The following is a 15891-nucleotide window of genomic DNA, read 5'->3' as shown; positions in this document are numbered from 1 at the left end:
TCGGGCGAGGCCGCTTATAGAGGTGTGAGTCGTTATGAAACGTGTAGGTCTGATCGGTTGGCGCGGTATGGTCGGTTCCGTGCTCATGCAGCGCATGCTGGAAGAGCGTGACTTCGACCTGATCGAGCCGGTGTTCTTCACCACTTCCAATGTCGGCGGCCAGGGCCCGGCGATTGGCAAGGACATTGCTCCGCTGAAGGACGCCTACAGCATCGACGAGCTGAAGAGCCTCGACGTGATCCTGACCTGCCAGGGCGGCGACTACACCAACGAAGTCTTCCCCAAGCTGCGCGAAGCCGGTTGGAACGGCTACTGGATCGACGCGGCCTCCAGCCTGCGCATGGCCGATGACGCGGTCATAGTGCTGGACCCGGTCAACCGCAGGGTGATCGACCAGTCGCTGGACGCCGGCACCAGGAACTATATCGGCGGCAACTGCACCGTCAGCCTGATGCTGATGGCCCTGGGCGGGCTGTACGAGGCCGGTCTGGTCGAGTGGATGAGCGCCATGACCTACCAGGCCGCGAGCGGCGCAGGGGCGCAGAACATGCGCGAGCTGATCAAGCAGATGGGCGCCATCCACGGCGCGGTGGCCGAGGACCTGGCCAATCCGGCCAGCGCCATCCTCGACATCGATCGCAAGGTCGCCGAGACCATGCGCGGCGAGGCTTTCCCGGTGGACAACTTCGGCGTACCGCTGGCCGGCAGCCTGATCCCCTACATCGACAAGGAGCTGCCCAATGGCCAGAGCCGCGAAGAGTGGAAGGGCCAGGCCGAGACCAACAAGATCCTTGGCCGCAACAAGAGCCCGATCCCGGTGGATGGCCTATGCGTGCGCATCGGTGCCATGCGCTGCCACAGCCAGGCGCTGACCATCAAGCTCAACAAGGACGTGCCGATGGCCGACATCGAGGGCCTGATCAGCCAGCACAACCCCTGGGTCAAGCTGGTGCCGAACAGCCGCGAGGCGAGCATTCGCGAACTCGGCCCGACCGCCGTCACCGGTACCCTGAGCGTGCCGGTCGGCCGCCTGCGCAAGCTCAACATGGGCTCGCAGTACCTCGGTGCCTTCACCGTCGGCGACCAGTTGTTATGGGGGGCGGCCGAACCGTTGCGGCGCATGCTGCGTATCCTGCTGGAACGCTGATCGCCACTGTGGTGCCAGAGGGCCGGTCCATGACCGGCCCTTTTTATTTTTCGGGTCGTGCGGGTAGAGTGCCGATCAATCAGGTGTTTCCTTGAGGCTTTGCGATGTCCAAGACCTTCGATATCGCCGTGATCGGCGCCACCGGCGCCGTCGGCGAAACCCTGGTGCAGCTGCTGGAGGAGCGTGAGTTCCCGGTCGGCGCGCTGCATCTGTTGGCCGGCAACGCGTCCGCTGGCCAGGCCGTGGCCTTTCGCGGCAAGAACCTGCGGGTACGCGATCTGGTCGGCTTCGATTTCGCCCAGGTACGGTTGGCGTTCTTCGCCGCCGGCGAGGAGGTCAGTCGCCAGTATGCCGCGCAGGCCCATGCGGCCGGCTGCTCGGTGATCGACCTGAGCGGTGCCCTGGAGCAGGCGTTGCCCATGGTGCCCGAGGCCAATGCCGAGGCCCTGACCGGCGCGAGTGCGCCCTATCTGCTGGCCAGTCCGGCGCCGGCTGCCACTGCCCTGGCCGCGGTGCTGGCGCCGCTACGCGCCAGCCTTGGGCTGCGCAAGGTCACCCTGAATGCCGCCCTGGCCGTTTCCAGCCTGGGGCGCGCCGGGGTGGCGGAGTTGGCTCGGCAGACCACCGAGTTGCTCAACATGCGCCCGCTGGAGCCGCAGCTGTTCGATCGCCAGGTGGCATTCAACCTGTTGGCCCGGGTCGGCGAGTTGGAGGAGGGCGGTCATGCCCGCCTCGAGCGCCGCGTGGCCGCAGAGCTGAAGCGGGTGCTGGGCGTCGAGGGGCTCAGGGTCTCGGTGACCTGCATGTTGGCGCCGGTGTTCTTCGGCGACAGCCTGGCGGTCTCCCTGGAGACCGGCGGGCCGGTGGACACGGCGGCGGTCGCCGCTCTGCTGGAGCGGCAACCCGGCCTGGAGCTGGTGGAAGATGGCGATTATCCGACCGTGGTCGGCGACGCGGTGGGGCAGGATGAGTTGTATGTCGGGCGTTTGCGCGCTGGCCTGGATGACCCGGCTGAGCTTAATTTGTGGATTACGTCAGATAATGTACGAAAAGGCTCTGCGCTCAATGCTGTGCAAATTGGTGAGTTGTTGATAAAACACTATCTGTAAAAGATACTTAGCCCCAAATTTGAAGATTTATTCTAGCTTGGCAATACTGGTTTGGTAGTTCGCTGGCGGGGAGTCGCCTCAGGGCGGGTGCAGGCAGCGCGCTTCAAAATCCTCTCGTGCAACGAGAAAAAAAGATAAAACAAGGGATTACGCTATGGTTCGGGTTCGCAAACTAGTGCTGGCAATTGCAGCGGCTTCCGCGCTGACCTCAGGTACGGCACACGCACTGGGGCTGGGGGAGATCGACCTGCAGTCTTCTCTGAGTCAGCCGCTGGTGGCTGAAATCGAGCTGCTCGAAGTGCGCGATCTGGCGTCGACTGAAGTGATCCCTACACTCGCCTCGCCGGAAGAGTTCAACAAGGCGGGAGTCGATCGGCAGTATTTCCTGACTGACCTCAAGTTCACCCCGGTCATCAAGCCCAATGGCAAGAGTGTGATTCGCATCACCTCCACCAAGCCGGTGCGCGAGCCTTACCTGAACTTCCTCGTCGAAGTGCTCTGGCCCAACGGTCGCCTGCTGCGCGAGTACACCCTGCTGCTGGACCCGCCGCTTTACGCGCCGACGCCGGTGACGGCTCCCGCTCCGCGCCTCCCCGTCGCGAGCGCGCCGGCGCCGCGCCCGCAAGCTGCAGCTCCCGCTCCGCGCCCGGTAACGCCCAGTGCCAGTGCGCCGGCCCGGCCGACTACACCGGCGGCGCCGAGTGCCCCGGTCAAGGTCCAGGGTAACGAGTACCGCACCAGCGCCAGCGACACCCTCTGGGAAATCGCCCAGAGCAGCCGCCAGAACGGCACCGTGCACCAGGCCATGCTGGCCATTCTCGATCTCAATCCCAATGCCTTCATCGGTGGCAACATCAACCGGCTGAAGAGCGGTCAGGTGCTGCGCCTGCCCTCCGACGAGCAGGTCAAGAGCCGCAGCCAGGCCGAGGCCCTGGCCCAGGTCGCCGAACAGAATGCGGCCTGGCGCGAAGGTCGTGGTCTGGCCAGCGCGTCGCGTCAGCTGGATGCCACCAAGCGAGCTGCGGCGGGCGCCGCACCGGCCAAGACCGAGGTCAAGGACAGCCTGAAGCTGGTCTCCGCCGACAGCGGCAAGGCGGCTGGCAGCGACAAGGGCAAGGCCGACAGCAAGGCGCTCAGCGATCAGCTGGCGGTGACCAAGGAGAGCCTGGACTCGACTCGCCGCGAGAACGAAGAGCTCAAGGGGCGCATGACCGACCTGCAGAGCCAGCTGGACAAGCTGCAGCGCCTGATCGAGCTGAAGGACAACCAGCTGGCCAAGCTGCAGGGCGATCTCGCCCGGCAGAGCAAGGCTGCCGCGGCTCCGGCCCAGCCCGAGGCTCCCGTTGCCGAGACCAAGCCGGCAGAGGTCAAGCCGCCCCAGGCGCAACCGGCGGCAGAGGCCAAGCCGGCGGAAGTGAAGCCGGCCGAGAAACCGGCCACCACGGACTTCAATTACGAGGAGCCGGTAAAAAAGCCGGAGCCGGCCAAGCCGGTTGCCGAGGCTCCTGCGCCCAAGCCGGTGCAGGCCACCAAGCCGGAAACGCCGGCCAAACCGACTCCGGCCGTAAAGCCGACCGCGCCGGCGCAGCAGCCCGAGCCGCAGGGGATGGTCGATCAGCTGCTGAGCAATCCCATGCTGCTGGGTGCGGTAGGGGGCGGAGCGCTGCTGGTTCTGCTGATCGGGCTGATGGTGCTGTCGCGGCGCAATGCCATGAAAGAGGCGGAGCTGCAGAGCAGCCTGGCCATGGAGGATACGGCTGACAGCTTCGCCAGCGACATGGGCCTGCCGGACGACAGTTTCGCGGGGCTCGGCGGCGATGCGGGCGACGAAACCCAGGTGCGCCCGCAGGCCGAGGAGCGTGTCGCTCCGCAAACCGCCGATGCTCTGGGCGAGGCGGACATCTATATCGCCTACGGTAAATTCGCCCAGGCCGCCGAACTGCTGCGGAACGCCATCAACGACGAGCCGCATCGCAGCGATCTGCGTCTGAAGCTGATGGAAGTCTGTGCGGAGCAGGGCGATCGCGCCGGTTTCGCCCGTCAGGAGCAGGAACTGCGCGAAATCGGCGGTGCGGCCGGTGCCGTCGATCAGCTCAAGGCCAAGTACCCGGCCATGGCGGCTGCGGCTGCAGGTGGTGCCGCCGCGGCTGCGGCGGCGAGCGAGGATATGGACAGCTTCAGTCTGGATGACCTGGCTCTCGACGAGCCCGCCTCCGCGGAGCCGGCAGCCGGCATGGACGATGCCTTCGACCTGAGCCTGGACGAGCTGGATGCCGGTTTCGACGAGCCTGCCAAGCCTGCCGCCGCAGAGGCCTCCCTGGACGATCTGGAGCTGGATGCAGGCCTGGATTTCGATGCGTCGGCCGAGCCGAGCAGTGCGCCGGCCGAGATGGACTTCGACCTGGACCTGGGAGGTGGCGAGGCCACCAGCGAGACGCTGTCTCTGGGCGACGATCTGGCCGACTTCAGCCTGGATCTGGACGCCGAGAGCAAGCCGAGCGAGGCCGCTGGCGAAGAAGACTTCATGCTGAGTCTGGACGACGAGCCGGCTGCCGCGAGCGATGAGGGTGGGCTGGACATGCCGACCGACTTCGATCTGTCGCTGGCCGACGAGACCCCGGCCGCTCCGGCCGCGGATAGCTTCTCCGCTCAGCTGGATGCCGTCTCGGCCGAGCTCGACGAGCTGGGTGGTGGCCTGGCCGACGAGTTGCCGACCGCGCAGCCGGAGGCTTCCTCAAGTGCAACCGCAGGCCTGGATGTGGACGACGACTTCGACTTCCTCTCGGGCACCGACGAGACCGCGACCAAGCTGGATCTGGCGCGCGCCTACATCGATATGGGTGACAGCGAAGGCGCCCGCGACATCCTCGACGAGGTCATCGCCGAGGGTAGCGAGGGTCAGCAGCAGGAAGCGCGCGAGCTGATCGCCAAGTTGAGCTAATCCATGTCCCCAGCAATACCACCAGCGGCGGCCGAGATGGCCGCCGCTGGCGTTTCCAGAATCGCCCTCGGCATCGAGTACAAGGGGGCCCGCTATCGTGGCTGGCAGCGCCAGGAGGCCGGAGTGCCCTCGGTACAGGCCGCCCTGGAGAAGGCCCTTGCGCAGGTCGCCGCCGAGCCGGTCGGGGTGATCTGCGCCGGCCGCACCGACGCCGGTGTGCATGCCAGTGGCCAGGTGGTGCACTTCGACACCCGCGTCGAGCGCCCGCTCAAGGCCTGGGTGATGGGCGGCAATGCCAATCTGCCGGCGGACATCAGCGTGACCTGGGCCAAGGTCATGCCGGCGGACTTTCACGCGCGCTTCAAGGCCTTCGCCCGGCGCTACCGCTATGTGATCTACAACGACCCTATCCGCCCGGCGCATCTGGCCGAGGAGGTCACCTGGAACCACCGGCCGCTGGATGTGACGCGGATGCGCGAGGCCGCCCGGCTATTGGTCGGTACCCACGACTTCACCTCCTTCCGTGCCGTGCAATGCCAGGCCAAGTCGCCGGTGAAGACGGTGCATCACCTGGAGGTGATCGAGCATGGTCGCTTCATCGTCATCGACGTGCGCGCCAATGCCTTCCTGCATCACATGGTGCGCAACTTCGCCGGCGTGCTGATGACCATAGGGGCCGGCGAGCGCGATCCCGCCTGGGTGGGAGAGGTGCTGGCGGCCCGTGACCGGCGCGCCGGCGGGGTGACGGCCCACCCCTACGGGCTGTACCTGGTGCAGGTCGAGTACCCGCAGGAGTTCGACTTGCCGCAGCGCTATCTGGGCCCGCACTTCCTTTCTGCTTTGCCGCAAAGCTTCGGCTGAAACTGCCTCGTGGCTTTGCTACCATCGATTTTTCTTTTCCAGAAGGTGTCGGCACGTTGACAGGCGTTCGCATCAAAATCTGCGGAATCACCCGGGTCGAGGATGCCCTGGCCGCCGTCGCGGCCGGTGCCGACGCCATCGGCCTGGTGTTCTACGCCAAGAGCCCCAGGGCGGTCGGCATCGAGCAGGCTCGCGCCATAGTCGCCGCGCTGCCGCCCTTCGTCACCAGCGTGGGGTTGTTCGTCGACATGGAGCGCGCCGAGCTGGAGAGCATCCTTGCGCGGGTGCCGTTGGACCTGCTGCAGTTCCATGGCGATGAGTCGCTGGAGCAGTGCGAGGGCTTCAATCGTCCCTACATCAAGGCACTGCGGGTCAAGGCCGGTGACGATATCGCCGCCCAGGTGGATCGCTACCCGAGCGCCCAGGGGGTGTTGCTGGACACCTATGTCGAAGGCGTGCCCGGGGGAACCGGCGAGGCCTTCGACTGGTCGCTGGTGCCGCAGGAGCTGAGCAAGCCGCTGATCTTGGCGGGCGGTCTGCGCCCGGTGAATGTCGCTGCCGCGGTGGCGCAGGTGCGGCCCTATGCGGTGGATGTCAGTGGCGGGGTGGAGGCGAGCAAGGGCATCAAGGATGCGCAGAAGATCGAGGCATTCATTCGCGCGGCACGTGGCGCCTGATGTGACGGCGGGCGGATGCCTGCCGTCCATAAGCCATTGCGCCCCGGTCGTAGGGCGGCGACAGCCGCCGACGGCCTGAATCAGATTCGCCCGGGTCGCCGAAAGGCCCGCAACAGCTACGGAGAGTAAGCATGAGCAACTGGTTGAGAGAAAAGCTGATCCCCTCGATCATGCGTTCCGAGGTCAAGAAGAGCTCGGTGCCGGAAGGGCTCTGGCACAAGTGCCCGTCCTGCGATGCCGTGCTCTATCGCCCCGAGTTGGAGAAGACCCTCGACGTTTGCCCCAAGTGCAACCACCACATGCGCATCGATGCGCGCGCGCGCCTGGACCTGTTCCTCGACGCCGAGGGGCGCGAGGAGCTGGGTGCCGAGCTGGAGCCGGTGGATCGCCTGAAGTTCCGAGACAGCAAGAAGTACAAGGACCGCCTGGCCAGCGCGCAGAAAGACACCGGCGAGAAGGATGCGCTGATCTCCATGAGCGGCAAGCTGCAGGGCATGCCCGTGGTGGCCTGCGCCTTCGAGTTCAGCTTCATGGGCGGCTCCATGGGTGCCATTGTCGGCGAGCGCTTCGTGCGTGCCGCCAATGCGGCCCTGGAGAAGCGTTGCCCGCTGGTGTGCTTCGCCGCCTCCGGTGGCGCGCGCATGCAGGAAGCGCTGATCTCGTTGATGCAGATGGCCAAGACCAGCGCCGTGCTGGCGCGTCTGCGCGAGGAAGGCCTGCCCTTCATCTCCGTGCTGACCGACCCGGTCTACGGCGGTGTTTCCGCCAGCCTGGCCATGCTCGGTGACGTGATAGTTGCCGAGCCGCGCGCGCTGATCGGCTTCGCCGGTCCGCGAGTGATCGAGCAGACCGTGCGCGAGAAGCTGCCGGAAGGCTTCCAGCGCAGCGAATTCCTTCTCGAGCACGGTGCCATCGACCTGATCATCCACCGCAAGGACCTGCGTCCGCGCCTGGCCAGCCTGCTGGCGCAGCTGCAGCACCTGCCCACGCCCGCGGCCACTGCATGAGTCGATCCCTCGCCGACTGGCTGAGCTACCTGGAGCAGCTGCACCCCAGCGCCATCGATATGGGGCTGGAGCGCTCCCGCGAAGTGGCTCACCGGCTCGGCCTGGGCAAGCCGGCGCCGTTGGTGATCACCGTTACCGGCACCAACGGCAAGGGCTCTACCTGCGCCTTCCTGGCTGCCCTGTTGCGTGAGCAGGGGCTCAAGGTTGGCGTCTACAGCTCGCCGCACCTGCTGCATTACAACGAGCGGGTGCAGCTGCAAGGGCGCGATGCCCGCGACGACGAGCTGTGTGCGGCCTTCGCCGCCGTCGAGGCGGGGCGTGGCGAGATTTCCCTGACCTATTTCGAGATGGGCACTCTGGCGGCCTTCTGGCTGTTCGAGCGGGCCGCGCTGGACGCCGTGGTGCTGGAGGTCGGTCTGGGCGGTCGCCTCGATGCGGTCAATCTGGTCGACGCCGACCTGGCGTTGGTGACCAGCATCGGTCTGGACCATGCCGAGTGGCTGGGCGATACCCGCGAATCCGTGGCCTTTGAGAAGGCCGGCATCCTGCGCCAGGGTAAGCCGGCGCTCTGTGGCGACCTGGAGCCGCCGTTGCCGCTGCTGCAGCGGGTTGCGGAGCTGGATTGCCCGCTGTTCCTGCGCGGTCGCGACTACGACCTGGCGCTGGGCGAGAATGGCTGGCACTGGCGCGGCCTGACTGCCGATGGGCGGACGCTGGAGCTGCATGATCTGCCGCTGCTCGACCTGCCGATGGAGAACGCGGCCCTGGCCCTGCAGGCCTATGCCGCGCTGGATCTGCCTTGGCAGCCCGAGCGCCTGGCTGCGGCGTTGGCTGCCACGCGGGTGGCCGGTCGGCTGGAGCGGCGCAGCCTGAATTGGCAGGGCAGGGCGCTGACCCTGTTGCTGGATGTCGGCCACAATCCGCACGCCGCCGAATACCTCGCCTCGCGACTGGCGGCTAGGCCGCCCAGGGGGCGCCGGTTGGCGGTGTTCGGCCTGCTCGCCGACAAGGATCTGCCCGGCGTGCTGGCACCACTGCAGCTGGATGTTCAGGACTGGGCCGTGGCGCCGCTGGATAGCCCGCGCTCGCGCCCTGCGGGTGAGCTGGAGGCGGCCCTGTGCAACCTCGGCGCCAATGTGCGCAGCTGCACCAGCGTGGCAGAGGCATTGCTGGTACAGTGTGGCCAGGCGAGCGAGGACGACGAGATCCTCGTGTTCGGATCTTTCTATTGCGTGGCCGAGGCCCTGGAGTGGCTTGGCCAGAGGGCGGAGGCAGGCAATGGCGGTGCTGGATAAGGGGCTCAAGCAGCGGATAGTCGGCGCACTGGTGCTGGTGGCGCTGGCGGTGATCTTCTTGCCCATGCTGTTTTCCCGCGAGGATGAGCTGCGCCAGGTGGTGGTCGACGCCCCGGCCATGCCGGACAAGCCGAGCATGCCCGAAATAGAACTGGAGCCGGTAAACGTGCCCGAGCCGGTCGCCGAAGAGGCCGTGCCGCCGGTCGAGCCGGTGCCGCAAAGCCCCGCAGAGCCCATTGCCGAACCCCAACAGCAGGCCCCCGCGGCTGTCGCGCAGAGCAAGCCGGCCAGTGGCCTGGATGCCAACAACCTGCCGGTCAGCTGGTCGGTGCAGCTGGCCAGCCTGTCCAGTCGCGCCGGCGCCGAAAAGCTGCAGCAGACCCTGCGCAGCAAGGGCTACAACGCCTATATCCGCACCTTCGACGGGATGAACCGGGTCTTCGTCGGTCCGGTGATCGAGCGGGCCGAGGCCGACCGCCTGCGCGACCAGCTCAACCGTCAGCAGAAGCTCAATGGCTTCGTGGTGCGTTTCCAGCCGGAAAAAGGCTGACCGCTGCCATCGCGGAATGCCGGCCCGGCTTACCGGGCCGGACGCGCTCTGCTAGAATTCGCCGCCTTTCCCGTCTGTAGGCAGCAACGTGGCATTCACTTGGGTCGACTGGGCGATAGTCTCCGTCATCGCCATCTCCAGCCTGATCAGCCTGCGCCGCGGCTTCTTCAAGGAAGCCCTGTCGCTGTTGACCTGGATCATCGCCGGCGTGGTCGCCTGGATGTTCGGTGGCGCCCTGTCGCAGCACCTGAGCGATTTCATCGAGACCCCGTCGATGCGGGTCATCGCCGCCTGCGCCATTCTCTTCGTGGTGACCCTGCTGGTCGGGGCGCTGATCAATTTCCTCATCGGTGAGCTGATCCGGGTGACCGGCCTGTCGGGCACCGACCGTTTTCTCGGCATGGTCTTCGGCGCGGCGCGCGGGGCCCTGCTGGTGGTAGTGCTGGTGGGGCTGGTGAGCCTGGCGCCGGTGCAGCAGGATCAGTGGTGGCGGCAGTCGACCCTGCTGCCGCATTTTCTGATGGTGGCGGACTGGTCGAAGAATCTCATCCTGGGCCTGTCCAGCCAGTGGCTTGCCAGCGGCATCACGGAAACCCCCGAGCTGCCGTTCAAAGAGGCCTTCTCGCAGCCTAAACTGCCAGAGAGCCTGTAGTTTTCCGATTCACAACACAGAGGTTGCGTCACATGTGCGGCATCGTCGGTATCGTCGGTAAGTCCAACGTCAATCAGTCCCTGTACGACGCGCTTACCGTGCTCCAGCATCGCGGCCAGGACGCTGCCGGCATAGTCACCAGCCACGACGGGCGCCTGTTCCTGCGCAAGGACAACGGTCTGGTGCGCGATGTGTTCCAGCAGCGCCACATGCAGCGCCTGGTGGGCAACGTCGGCATCGGCCACGTGCGCTATCCCACCGCCGGCAGCTCCAGTTCCGCCGAGGCGCAGCCCTTCTACGTCAACTCGCCCTACGGCATCACCCTGGCGCACAACGGCAACCTGACCAACGTCGAGCAGCTGTCGCGCGAGATCTACGAGTCCGACCTGCGTCATGTGAACACCAACTCCGACTCGGAGGTGCTGCTCAACGTATTCGCCCACGAGCTGGCGGTGCGTGGCAAGCTGCAGCCCACCGAGGAAGACGTGTTCGCCGCCGTCGCCGGCGTGCATGCGCGCTGCCGCGGTGGTTACGCGGTGGTGGCGATGATCACCGGCTACGGCGTGGTCGGTTTCCGCGACCCGCACGCGATCCGCCCGATCGTCTTCGGCCAGCGCCACACCGACGAGGGCGTGGAGTACATGATCGCCTCCGAGAGCGTCGCCCTCGACGTGCTCGGCTTCAGCCTGATCCGCGACCTGGCGCCGGGCGAGGCGGTGTACATCACCGAGGACGGCAAGCTGCACACCCGCCAGTGCGCGCAGAACCCGCAGCTCAAGCCGTGCATTTTCGAGCACGTCTACCTGGCCCGGCCAGACTCGATCATGGACGGCGTGTCGGTGTACAAGGCGCGCCTGCGCATGGGCGAGAAGCTGGCCGAGAAGATTCAGCGCGAGCGCCCGGATCACGATATCGACGTGGTCATCCCGATTCCGGACACCAGCCGCACTTCCGCCCTGGAGCTGGCCAACCAGCTGGGCGTGAAGTTCCGCGAGGGCTTCGTCAAGAACCGCTATATCGGCCGCACCTTCATCATGCCGGGCCAGGCCGCGCGCAAGAAGTCGGTACGCCAGAAGCTCAACGCCATCGACCTGGAGTTCCGTGGCAAGAACGTGATGCTGGTGGACGACTCCATCGTGCGCGGCACCACCTGCAAGCAGATCATCCAGATGGCCCGCGAGGCGGGGGCGAAGAAAGTCTACTTCTGCTCGGCGGCGCCGGCCGTGCGTTACCCCAACGTCTACGGCATCGATATGCCCAGCGCCCACGAGCTGATCGCCCATGGCCGCAGCACCGAGGAGGTGGCCGAGCTGATCGGCGCCGACTGGCTGGTATACCAGGACCTGGACGACCTCAAGGAAGCGGTCGGCGGTGGCAAGATCAAGATCGAGCACTTCGACTGCGCGGTGTTCGACGGCCAGTACGTGACCGGCGACGTCAACGAGGCCTACCTGAACAGGATCGAGCAGGCGCGCAACGACGCGGCCAAGGTCAAGGTGCACAGCGCCAGCGCCATCATCGATCTGCACAACGACTGAAGGAGCGCAGCATGAGTCTGGAGTGGGAAGCGGGTAGGCTGGACAGCGACCTCGAAGGCGTGGGCTTCGACACCCTGGCGGTGCGCGCCGGCCAGCAGCGCACGCCGGAAGGCGAGCACGGCGAGGCCATGTTCCTCACCTCCAGCTACGTGTTTCGCAGCGCCGCCGATGCCGCCGCGCGCTTCGCCGGCGAACAGCCGGGCAACGTCTACTCGCGCTACACCAACCCGACGGTGCGCGCCTTCGAGCAGCGCATCGCCGCCATGGAGGGCGCCGAGCAGGCGGTGGCCACCGCATCCGGCATGGCCGCCATCCTGGCCATCGTCATGAGCCTGTGCTGCGCCGGCGACCATGTGCTGGTGTCGCGCAGCGTGTTCGGCTCGACCATCAGCCTGTTCGAGAAGTACCTCAAGCGCTTCGGCATTGAAGTGGACTACCCGCCGCTGGCCGATCTGGGCGCCTGGGAAACGGCGTTCAAGGCCAATACCAGGCTGCTGTTCGTCGAGTCGCCGTCCAACCCGCTGGCCGAGCTGGTCGATATCGCCGCCCTGGCCGAGATCGCCCACGCCCGTGGCGCGCTGCTGGCGGTGGACAACTGCTTCTGCACTCCGGCGCTGCAGCAACCGCTGGCGCTGGGCGCCGACATGGTCATGCACTCGGCCACCAAGTTCATCGACGGCCAGGGTCGTGGCCTGGGCGGGGTGGTGGCCGGGCGTGCCGAGCAGATGAAGGAGATCGTCGGCTTCCTGCGCACCGCCGGCCCGACCCTGAGCCCCTTCAATGCCTGGATGTTCCTCAAGGGCCTGGAGACCCTGCGCATCCGCATGCAGGCGCAGAGCGCCGGCGCGCTGGAGCTGGCCCGCTGGCTGGAGGGCCAGGCAGGCATCGACAGGGTCTATTACGCCGGCCTGCCCAGCCATCCTCAGCACGAGCTGGCCAAGCGGCAGCAGAGCGCCTTCGGCGCGGTGCTGAGCTTCGAGGTCAAGGGCGACAAGGCCGCCGCCTGGCGCTTCATCGACGCGACCCGGGTGATCTCGATCACCACCAATCTGGGCGATACCAAGACCACCATCGCCCACCCGGCGACCACCTCCCACGGCCGCCTGTCTCCGCAGGAGCGGGCCAATGCCGGCATCCGCGACAACCTGATTCGCGTCGCGGTGGGCCTGGAGGACATCGCCGATCTCAAGGCCGATCTGGCGCGCGGACTGGCCGCCCTGTGAAACGAAAACGCCGCTCGATGAGCGGCGTTTTCCATTGCGTTGCCCTCAGTCGTCCTTGCGCAGGTCGATGGCGCCGGCGCCCGGCTTGTCGAACAGGCGCTGGGCGTCGCCCGGCAGCATGCCGTTGCCCTCGTCGTAACCCAGCACGCTGATATCGCGGTACTTCTTGCCGGACAGCGCGGCCATGCCCGCGCGGTCGCGCACTATGGTCGGGCGCAGGAACACCATCAGGTTGCGCTTGACGTGGGTGTCCTTGGTCGAGCGGAACAGGCGGCCGAGCAGGGGGATGTCGCCGAGCAGCGGCACCTTGGAATCGGTCGTGGTGACGTCGTCCTGGATCAGTCCACCGAGCACTATCACCTGGCCGTCGTCGGCCAGTATCACGCTCTTGATCGAGCGCTTGTTGGTCACCAGGTCCACCGCCTTGGAGTTGAGGCCGGTGCTGGGGGCGATGGAGGAGATTTCCTGCTCCACCTCCAGGCGCAGGGTGGCGCCGTCGTTGATGTGCGGGGTCACCTTGAGGGTGACGCCGATGTCCTCGCGCTCGATGGTGGTGAAGGGGTTGTTGGCCCCCGCGGCGTCGGTGGTGTAGGAGCCGGTCTGGAACGGCACGTTCTGCCCGACCAGGATCTCCGCCTCCTGGTTGTCCAGGGTCAGCAGGCTGGGGGTGGACAGCAGATTGCTCTTGCTGTTGGCCGACAGGGCGGTGATCAGCGCGCCGAAACTGCTGGTGCCGACACCTATGATGGCGCCGTCCGGCAGGGTCAGGTCGTCCGGAATCTTGTCCTCCTGGATGGCGCGCAGCACGGTGCCCACAGACAGGCCGGTATTGCCGAAATTGACCCCGCCCAGGCCGCCCGTGCCGCCGCGCGCATCCACCGCCCACTGCACGCCGAGGGCGTCGCTGATGTCGCCGGAGATCTCGACTATGGCCGCCTCGACCATCACCTGGGCGCGCGGCACGTCGAGGTTGCGCACTATCTCCTCGAGGGTCGACACGGTGTCGGGGTCGGCCAGCAGGACCAGGGCGTTGAGGCTCTCGTCGGCGCGGATCAGGATGTTCTGCGGCTTGCTGCTGGCGGCTTCGCCGCCCTCGGGCGTCTTCAGGCCCTCGGCGACGTCGCCGAGGGTCTCGGCCAGGCTCTTGGCGTCGCTGTGGCGCAGGCGGACCACCCGGGCATTGGCCGAGCGGCTGCTGGGGATATCCAGCGAACGGGCCAGGTTGGCCAGGCGCTGGCGCGCGGCCGGCGGACCGAGGAGGATCAGGCGGTTGGTGCGGGCGTCGGCGATCACCCGGGTGCCGCTGTTGCTCTTCTCGTTGCGCATCACCGAGCTGTTCAGTGCCTCGGCGGCATCCAGCACCCAGGCGTGCTGCAGGTTGATCACGCTGTAGTCGCCGCCGCCCTGGGCGTCCAGGTCCGCGATCAGCTGGCGGATGCGTTCGATGTTGGAGCGCCGATCGCTGATGATCAGCGCGTTGGACGCGGCCACCGCCGCCAGGTGGCCGTTCTGCGGCACCAGCGGACGGATCAGCGGAATCAGCTCGTTGACCGAGGTGTGCTGCACCTGGATCAGTTCGGTCTGCATGTCGTCGGGTGCCCGGCGGCCATGGTTGGCGCCGCTGCGCGCCTCGGCCACCGGCACGATGCGCGCCTGGTCGTCCTGGGTCAGGACGCTGAAGCCATGGGTGCTCATCACCGAGAGGAACAGCTGGTAGACCTCCTCCAGGCCCAGCGGGGTCTTGGATATCACCGTGACCTGGCCCTTGACCCGAGGGTCGACGACGAAGGTCTCGCCGGTGATGGCCGCGACCTGATCGATGAATTCGCGAATATCCGCATCCTTCATGTTGATCGTCCAGTTCTCCGCGCCCTGGCTGACGCCGGCCGGCTCGGCCGCGACGGCCATGGGGGGCTGGCCGAGCAGACAGCCGGCGGCCAGCAGCAGGGCGAGGGGCAGAGGTTTCCACGACGGGCGATTGCGGTGGCTCATGGGGTGTCTTCGGCTTCTGGCGATAGGGTCGGCGCCGACTGCTCGTCGGTGCCTTCCAGGCGTTGTTGAAGGGTGGCCATGCGCTCTTGCAGGGCCTGGACTTCGTCGCTCTGCAGCTGTTCCAACTGCTGGGTGTCGAACGACTGCGGCGAGTAGCTGGGGGCGGAGCTCGACAGCGGGCGGATGGCGGGAAAGCTCAGGCTCTCCTGCCGGCCATTGCGTTCGAGCACCACGCGGTCCGGATGCACGGCATGCAGGCGGGTGCTGGCGTTGACTTCATCGCCGACCTCGATGCGTTTGGGCTGGGCACCGGCGATCTGAATGATGGCGGCGGAGCGCCGGGCGTCCGGGTTGACGAAGCTGGCCAGCAGGGTCAACTGCTGCCGGGTCGGCGGCGCCGCCTGCTCGCTTCTGGCCTCGGCGGGCAGGCCGAAGAGGTTCTGCAGCTGCTCGGGGGAAGGGTGTTGGCGCGTGCTGGCGAGAGGCGCGCTGGCCTGGTCGGTGGGCTGGCTGCGCAGCAGGCGCAGGTGCTCGACGCCCTGGCGGGTCAGGCTGAGGCTCATGCCGACCACCAGCAGCAGGCACAGGGCGGTCACGCCATGTTGCCTCAGCCAGGTCGCGAGACGGCTAGTTGTCGCACCCACTACAGGTATCCCCCGAGTCCTTTTGTTATTGGTGCGTGCTCTACCTGGCACGCATCGACCCGGCACGTACTGTGCGGGCGGCAGCAACCTTAACGCAAGTCGATCTTGCATGGCAGGGTTTGCGAGAGGATGCCTGCCCGTTGTCGACCGAAAGCGTGAAATGTTTCGAACCACGCAGGAGGCGAATGGTTGCACGGCGCCACCACCAATAGCTCGCTAGACTGTGGCGCCGCAGGCGAAATCTGCACTGCAGTT

At 66.7% G+C, this 15891-nt stretch carries 13 protein-coding genes; 11 read left to right on the top strand and 2 right to left on the bottom strand.

What is annotated here, in order from left to right:
- Nucleotides 1-34 precede the first annotated feature (34 nt).
- The 11 genes from asd to AAFN46_RS14135 all read left to right on the top strand — a co-directional run bounded on the left by asd (nt 35) and on the right by AAFN46_RS14135 (nt 13000).
- Nucleotides 35-1147: an aspartate-semialdehyde dehydrogenase gene (asd, locus tag AAFN46_RS14185; RefSeq protein ID WP_347809335.1), complete on the top strand. Its 1113-nt coding sequence runs from the start codon at nt 35-37 to the stop codon at nt 1145-1147.
- 104 nt (nt 1148-1251) lie between these two features.
- On the top strand, nt 1252-2256 hold the full coding sequence (locus tag AAFN46_RS14180) for an aspartate-semialdehyde dehydrogenase (protein ID WP_347809334.1): 1005 nt from the start codon (nt 1252-1254) through the stop codon (nt 2254-2256).
- Nucleotides 2257-2410: 154 nt separating this feature from the next.
- Nucleotides 2411-5197, top strand: coding sequence for a FimV/HubP family polar landmark protein (locus tag AAFN46_RS14175; RefSeq protein WP_347809333.1), 2787 nt, complete (start codon nt 2411-2413; stop codon nt 5195-5197).
- Between the two features lie 3 nt (nt 5198-5200).
- Complete coding sequence (gene truA / locus AAFN46_RS14170) at nt 5201-6058, top strand: tRNA pseudouridine(38-40) synthase TruA (protein WP_347809332.1); 858 nt, start codon at nt 5201-5203, stop codon at nt 6056-6058.
- A 56-nt stretch (nt 6059-6114) separates the two neighbouring features.
- Nucleotides 6115-6735, top strand: coding sequence for a phosphoribosylanthranilate isomerase (locus AAFN46_RS14165; protein WP_347809331.1), 621 nt, complete (start codon nt 6115-6117; stop codon nt 6733-6735).
- Between the two features lie 131 nt (nt 6736-6866).
- The gene (gene accD, locus AAFN46_RS14160) at nt 6867-7742 is read left to right on the top strand and encodes an acetyl-CoA carboxylase, carboxyltransferase subunit beta (RefSeq protein ID WP_347809330.1); all 876 of its coding nucleotides are present in this window, start codon (nt 6867-6869) and stop codon (nt 7740-7742) included.
- Nucleotides 7739-9037, top strand: a complete 1299-nt coding sequence (folC, locus tag AAFN46_RS14155) for a bifunctional tetrahydrofolate synthase/dihydrofolate synthase (protein WP_347809329.1) — start codon at nt 7739-7741, stop codon at nt 9035-9037. Before accD ends, folC begins: the two co-directional genes overlap by 4 nt.
- Entirely contained in the window at nt 9021-9587 is a 567-nt protein-coding gene (locus AAFN46_RS14150) for an SPOR domain-containing protein (protein WP_347809328.1), read from the top strand. Before folC ends, AAFN46_RS14150 begins: the two co-directional genes overlap by 17 nt.
- Before the next feature lie 88 nt (nt 9588-9675).
- Complete coding sequence (locus AAFN46_RS14145) at nt 9676-10239, top strand: CvpA family protein (protein ID WP_347809327.1); 564 nt, start codon at nt 9676-9678, stop codon at nt 10237-10239.
- Nucleotides 10240-10271: 32 nt separating this feature from the next.
- Nucleotides 10272-11777 carry an amidophosphoribosyltransferase gene (purF, locus tag AAFN46_RS14140; RefSeq protein WP_347809326.1) on the top strand — a complete coding sequence of 502 codons (1506 nt, stop codon included), beginning with the start codon at nt 10272-10274 and terminating at the stop codon, nt 11775-11777.
- A gap of 11 nt (nt 11778-11788) precedes the next feature.
- The gene (locus AAFN46_RS14135; protein WP_347809325.1) at nt 11789-13000 is read left to right on the top strand and encodes an O-succinylhomoserine sulfhydrylase; all 1212 of its coding nucleotides are present in this window, start codon (nt 11789-11791) and stop codon (nt 12998-13000) included.
- A gap of 45 nt (nt 13001-13045) precedes the next feature.
- Here AAFN46_RS14135 and gspD read toward each other — a convergent pair whose 3' ends face one another.
- Nucleotides 13046-14992 carry a type II secretion system secretin GspD gene (gene gspD, locus AAFN46_RS14130; RefSeq protein ID WP_347809324.1) on the bottom strand — a complete coding sequence of 649 codons (1947 nt, stop codon included), beginning with the start codon at nt 14990-14992 and terminating at the stop codon, nt 13046-13048.
- Nucleotides 14989-15588 (bottom strand): type II secretion system protein N, encoded by a 600-nt coding sequence (locus AAFN46_RS14125; RefSeq protein ID WP_347809323.1) that lies wholly within the window; start codon nt 15586-15588, stop codon nt 14989-14991. Before AAFN46_RS14125 ends, gspD begins: the two co-directional genes overlap by 4 nt.
- Nucleotides 15589-15891 lie beyond the last annotated feature (303 nt).

The organism is Pseudomonas sp. CAU 1711, from assembly GCF_039888625.1.
Classification (GTDB): Bacteria; Pseudomonadota; Gammaproteobacteria; order Pseudomonadales; family Pseudomonadaceae; genus Aquipseudomonas.
Note: the sequence above shows the minus strand (reverse complement) of the source record. Positions and strands in the feature narration are given on the sequence as shown.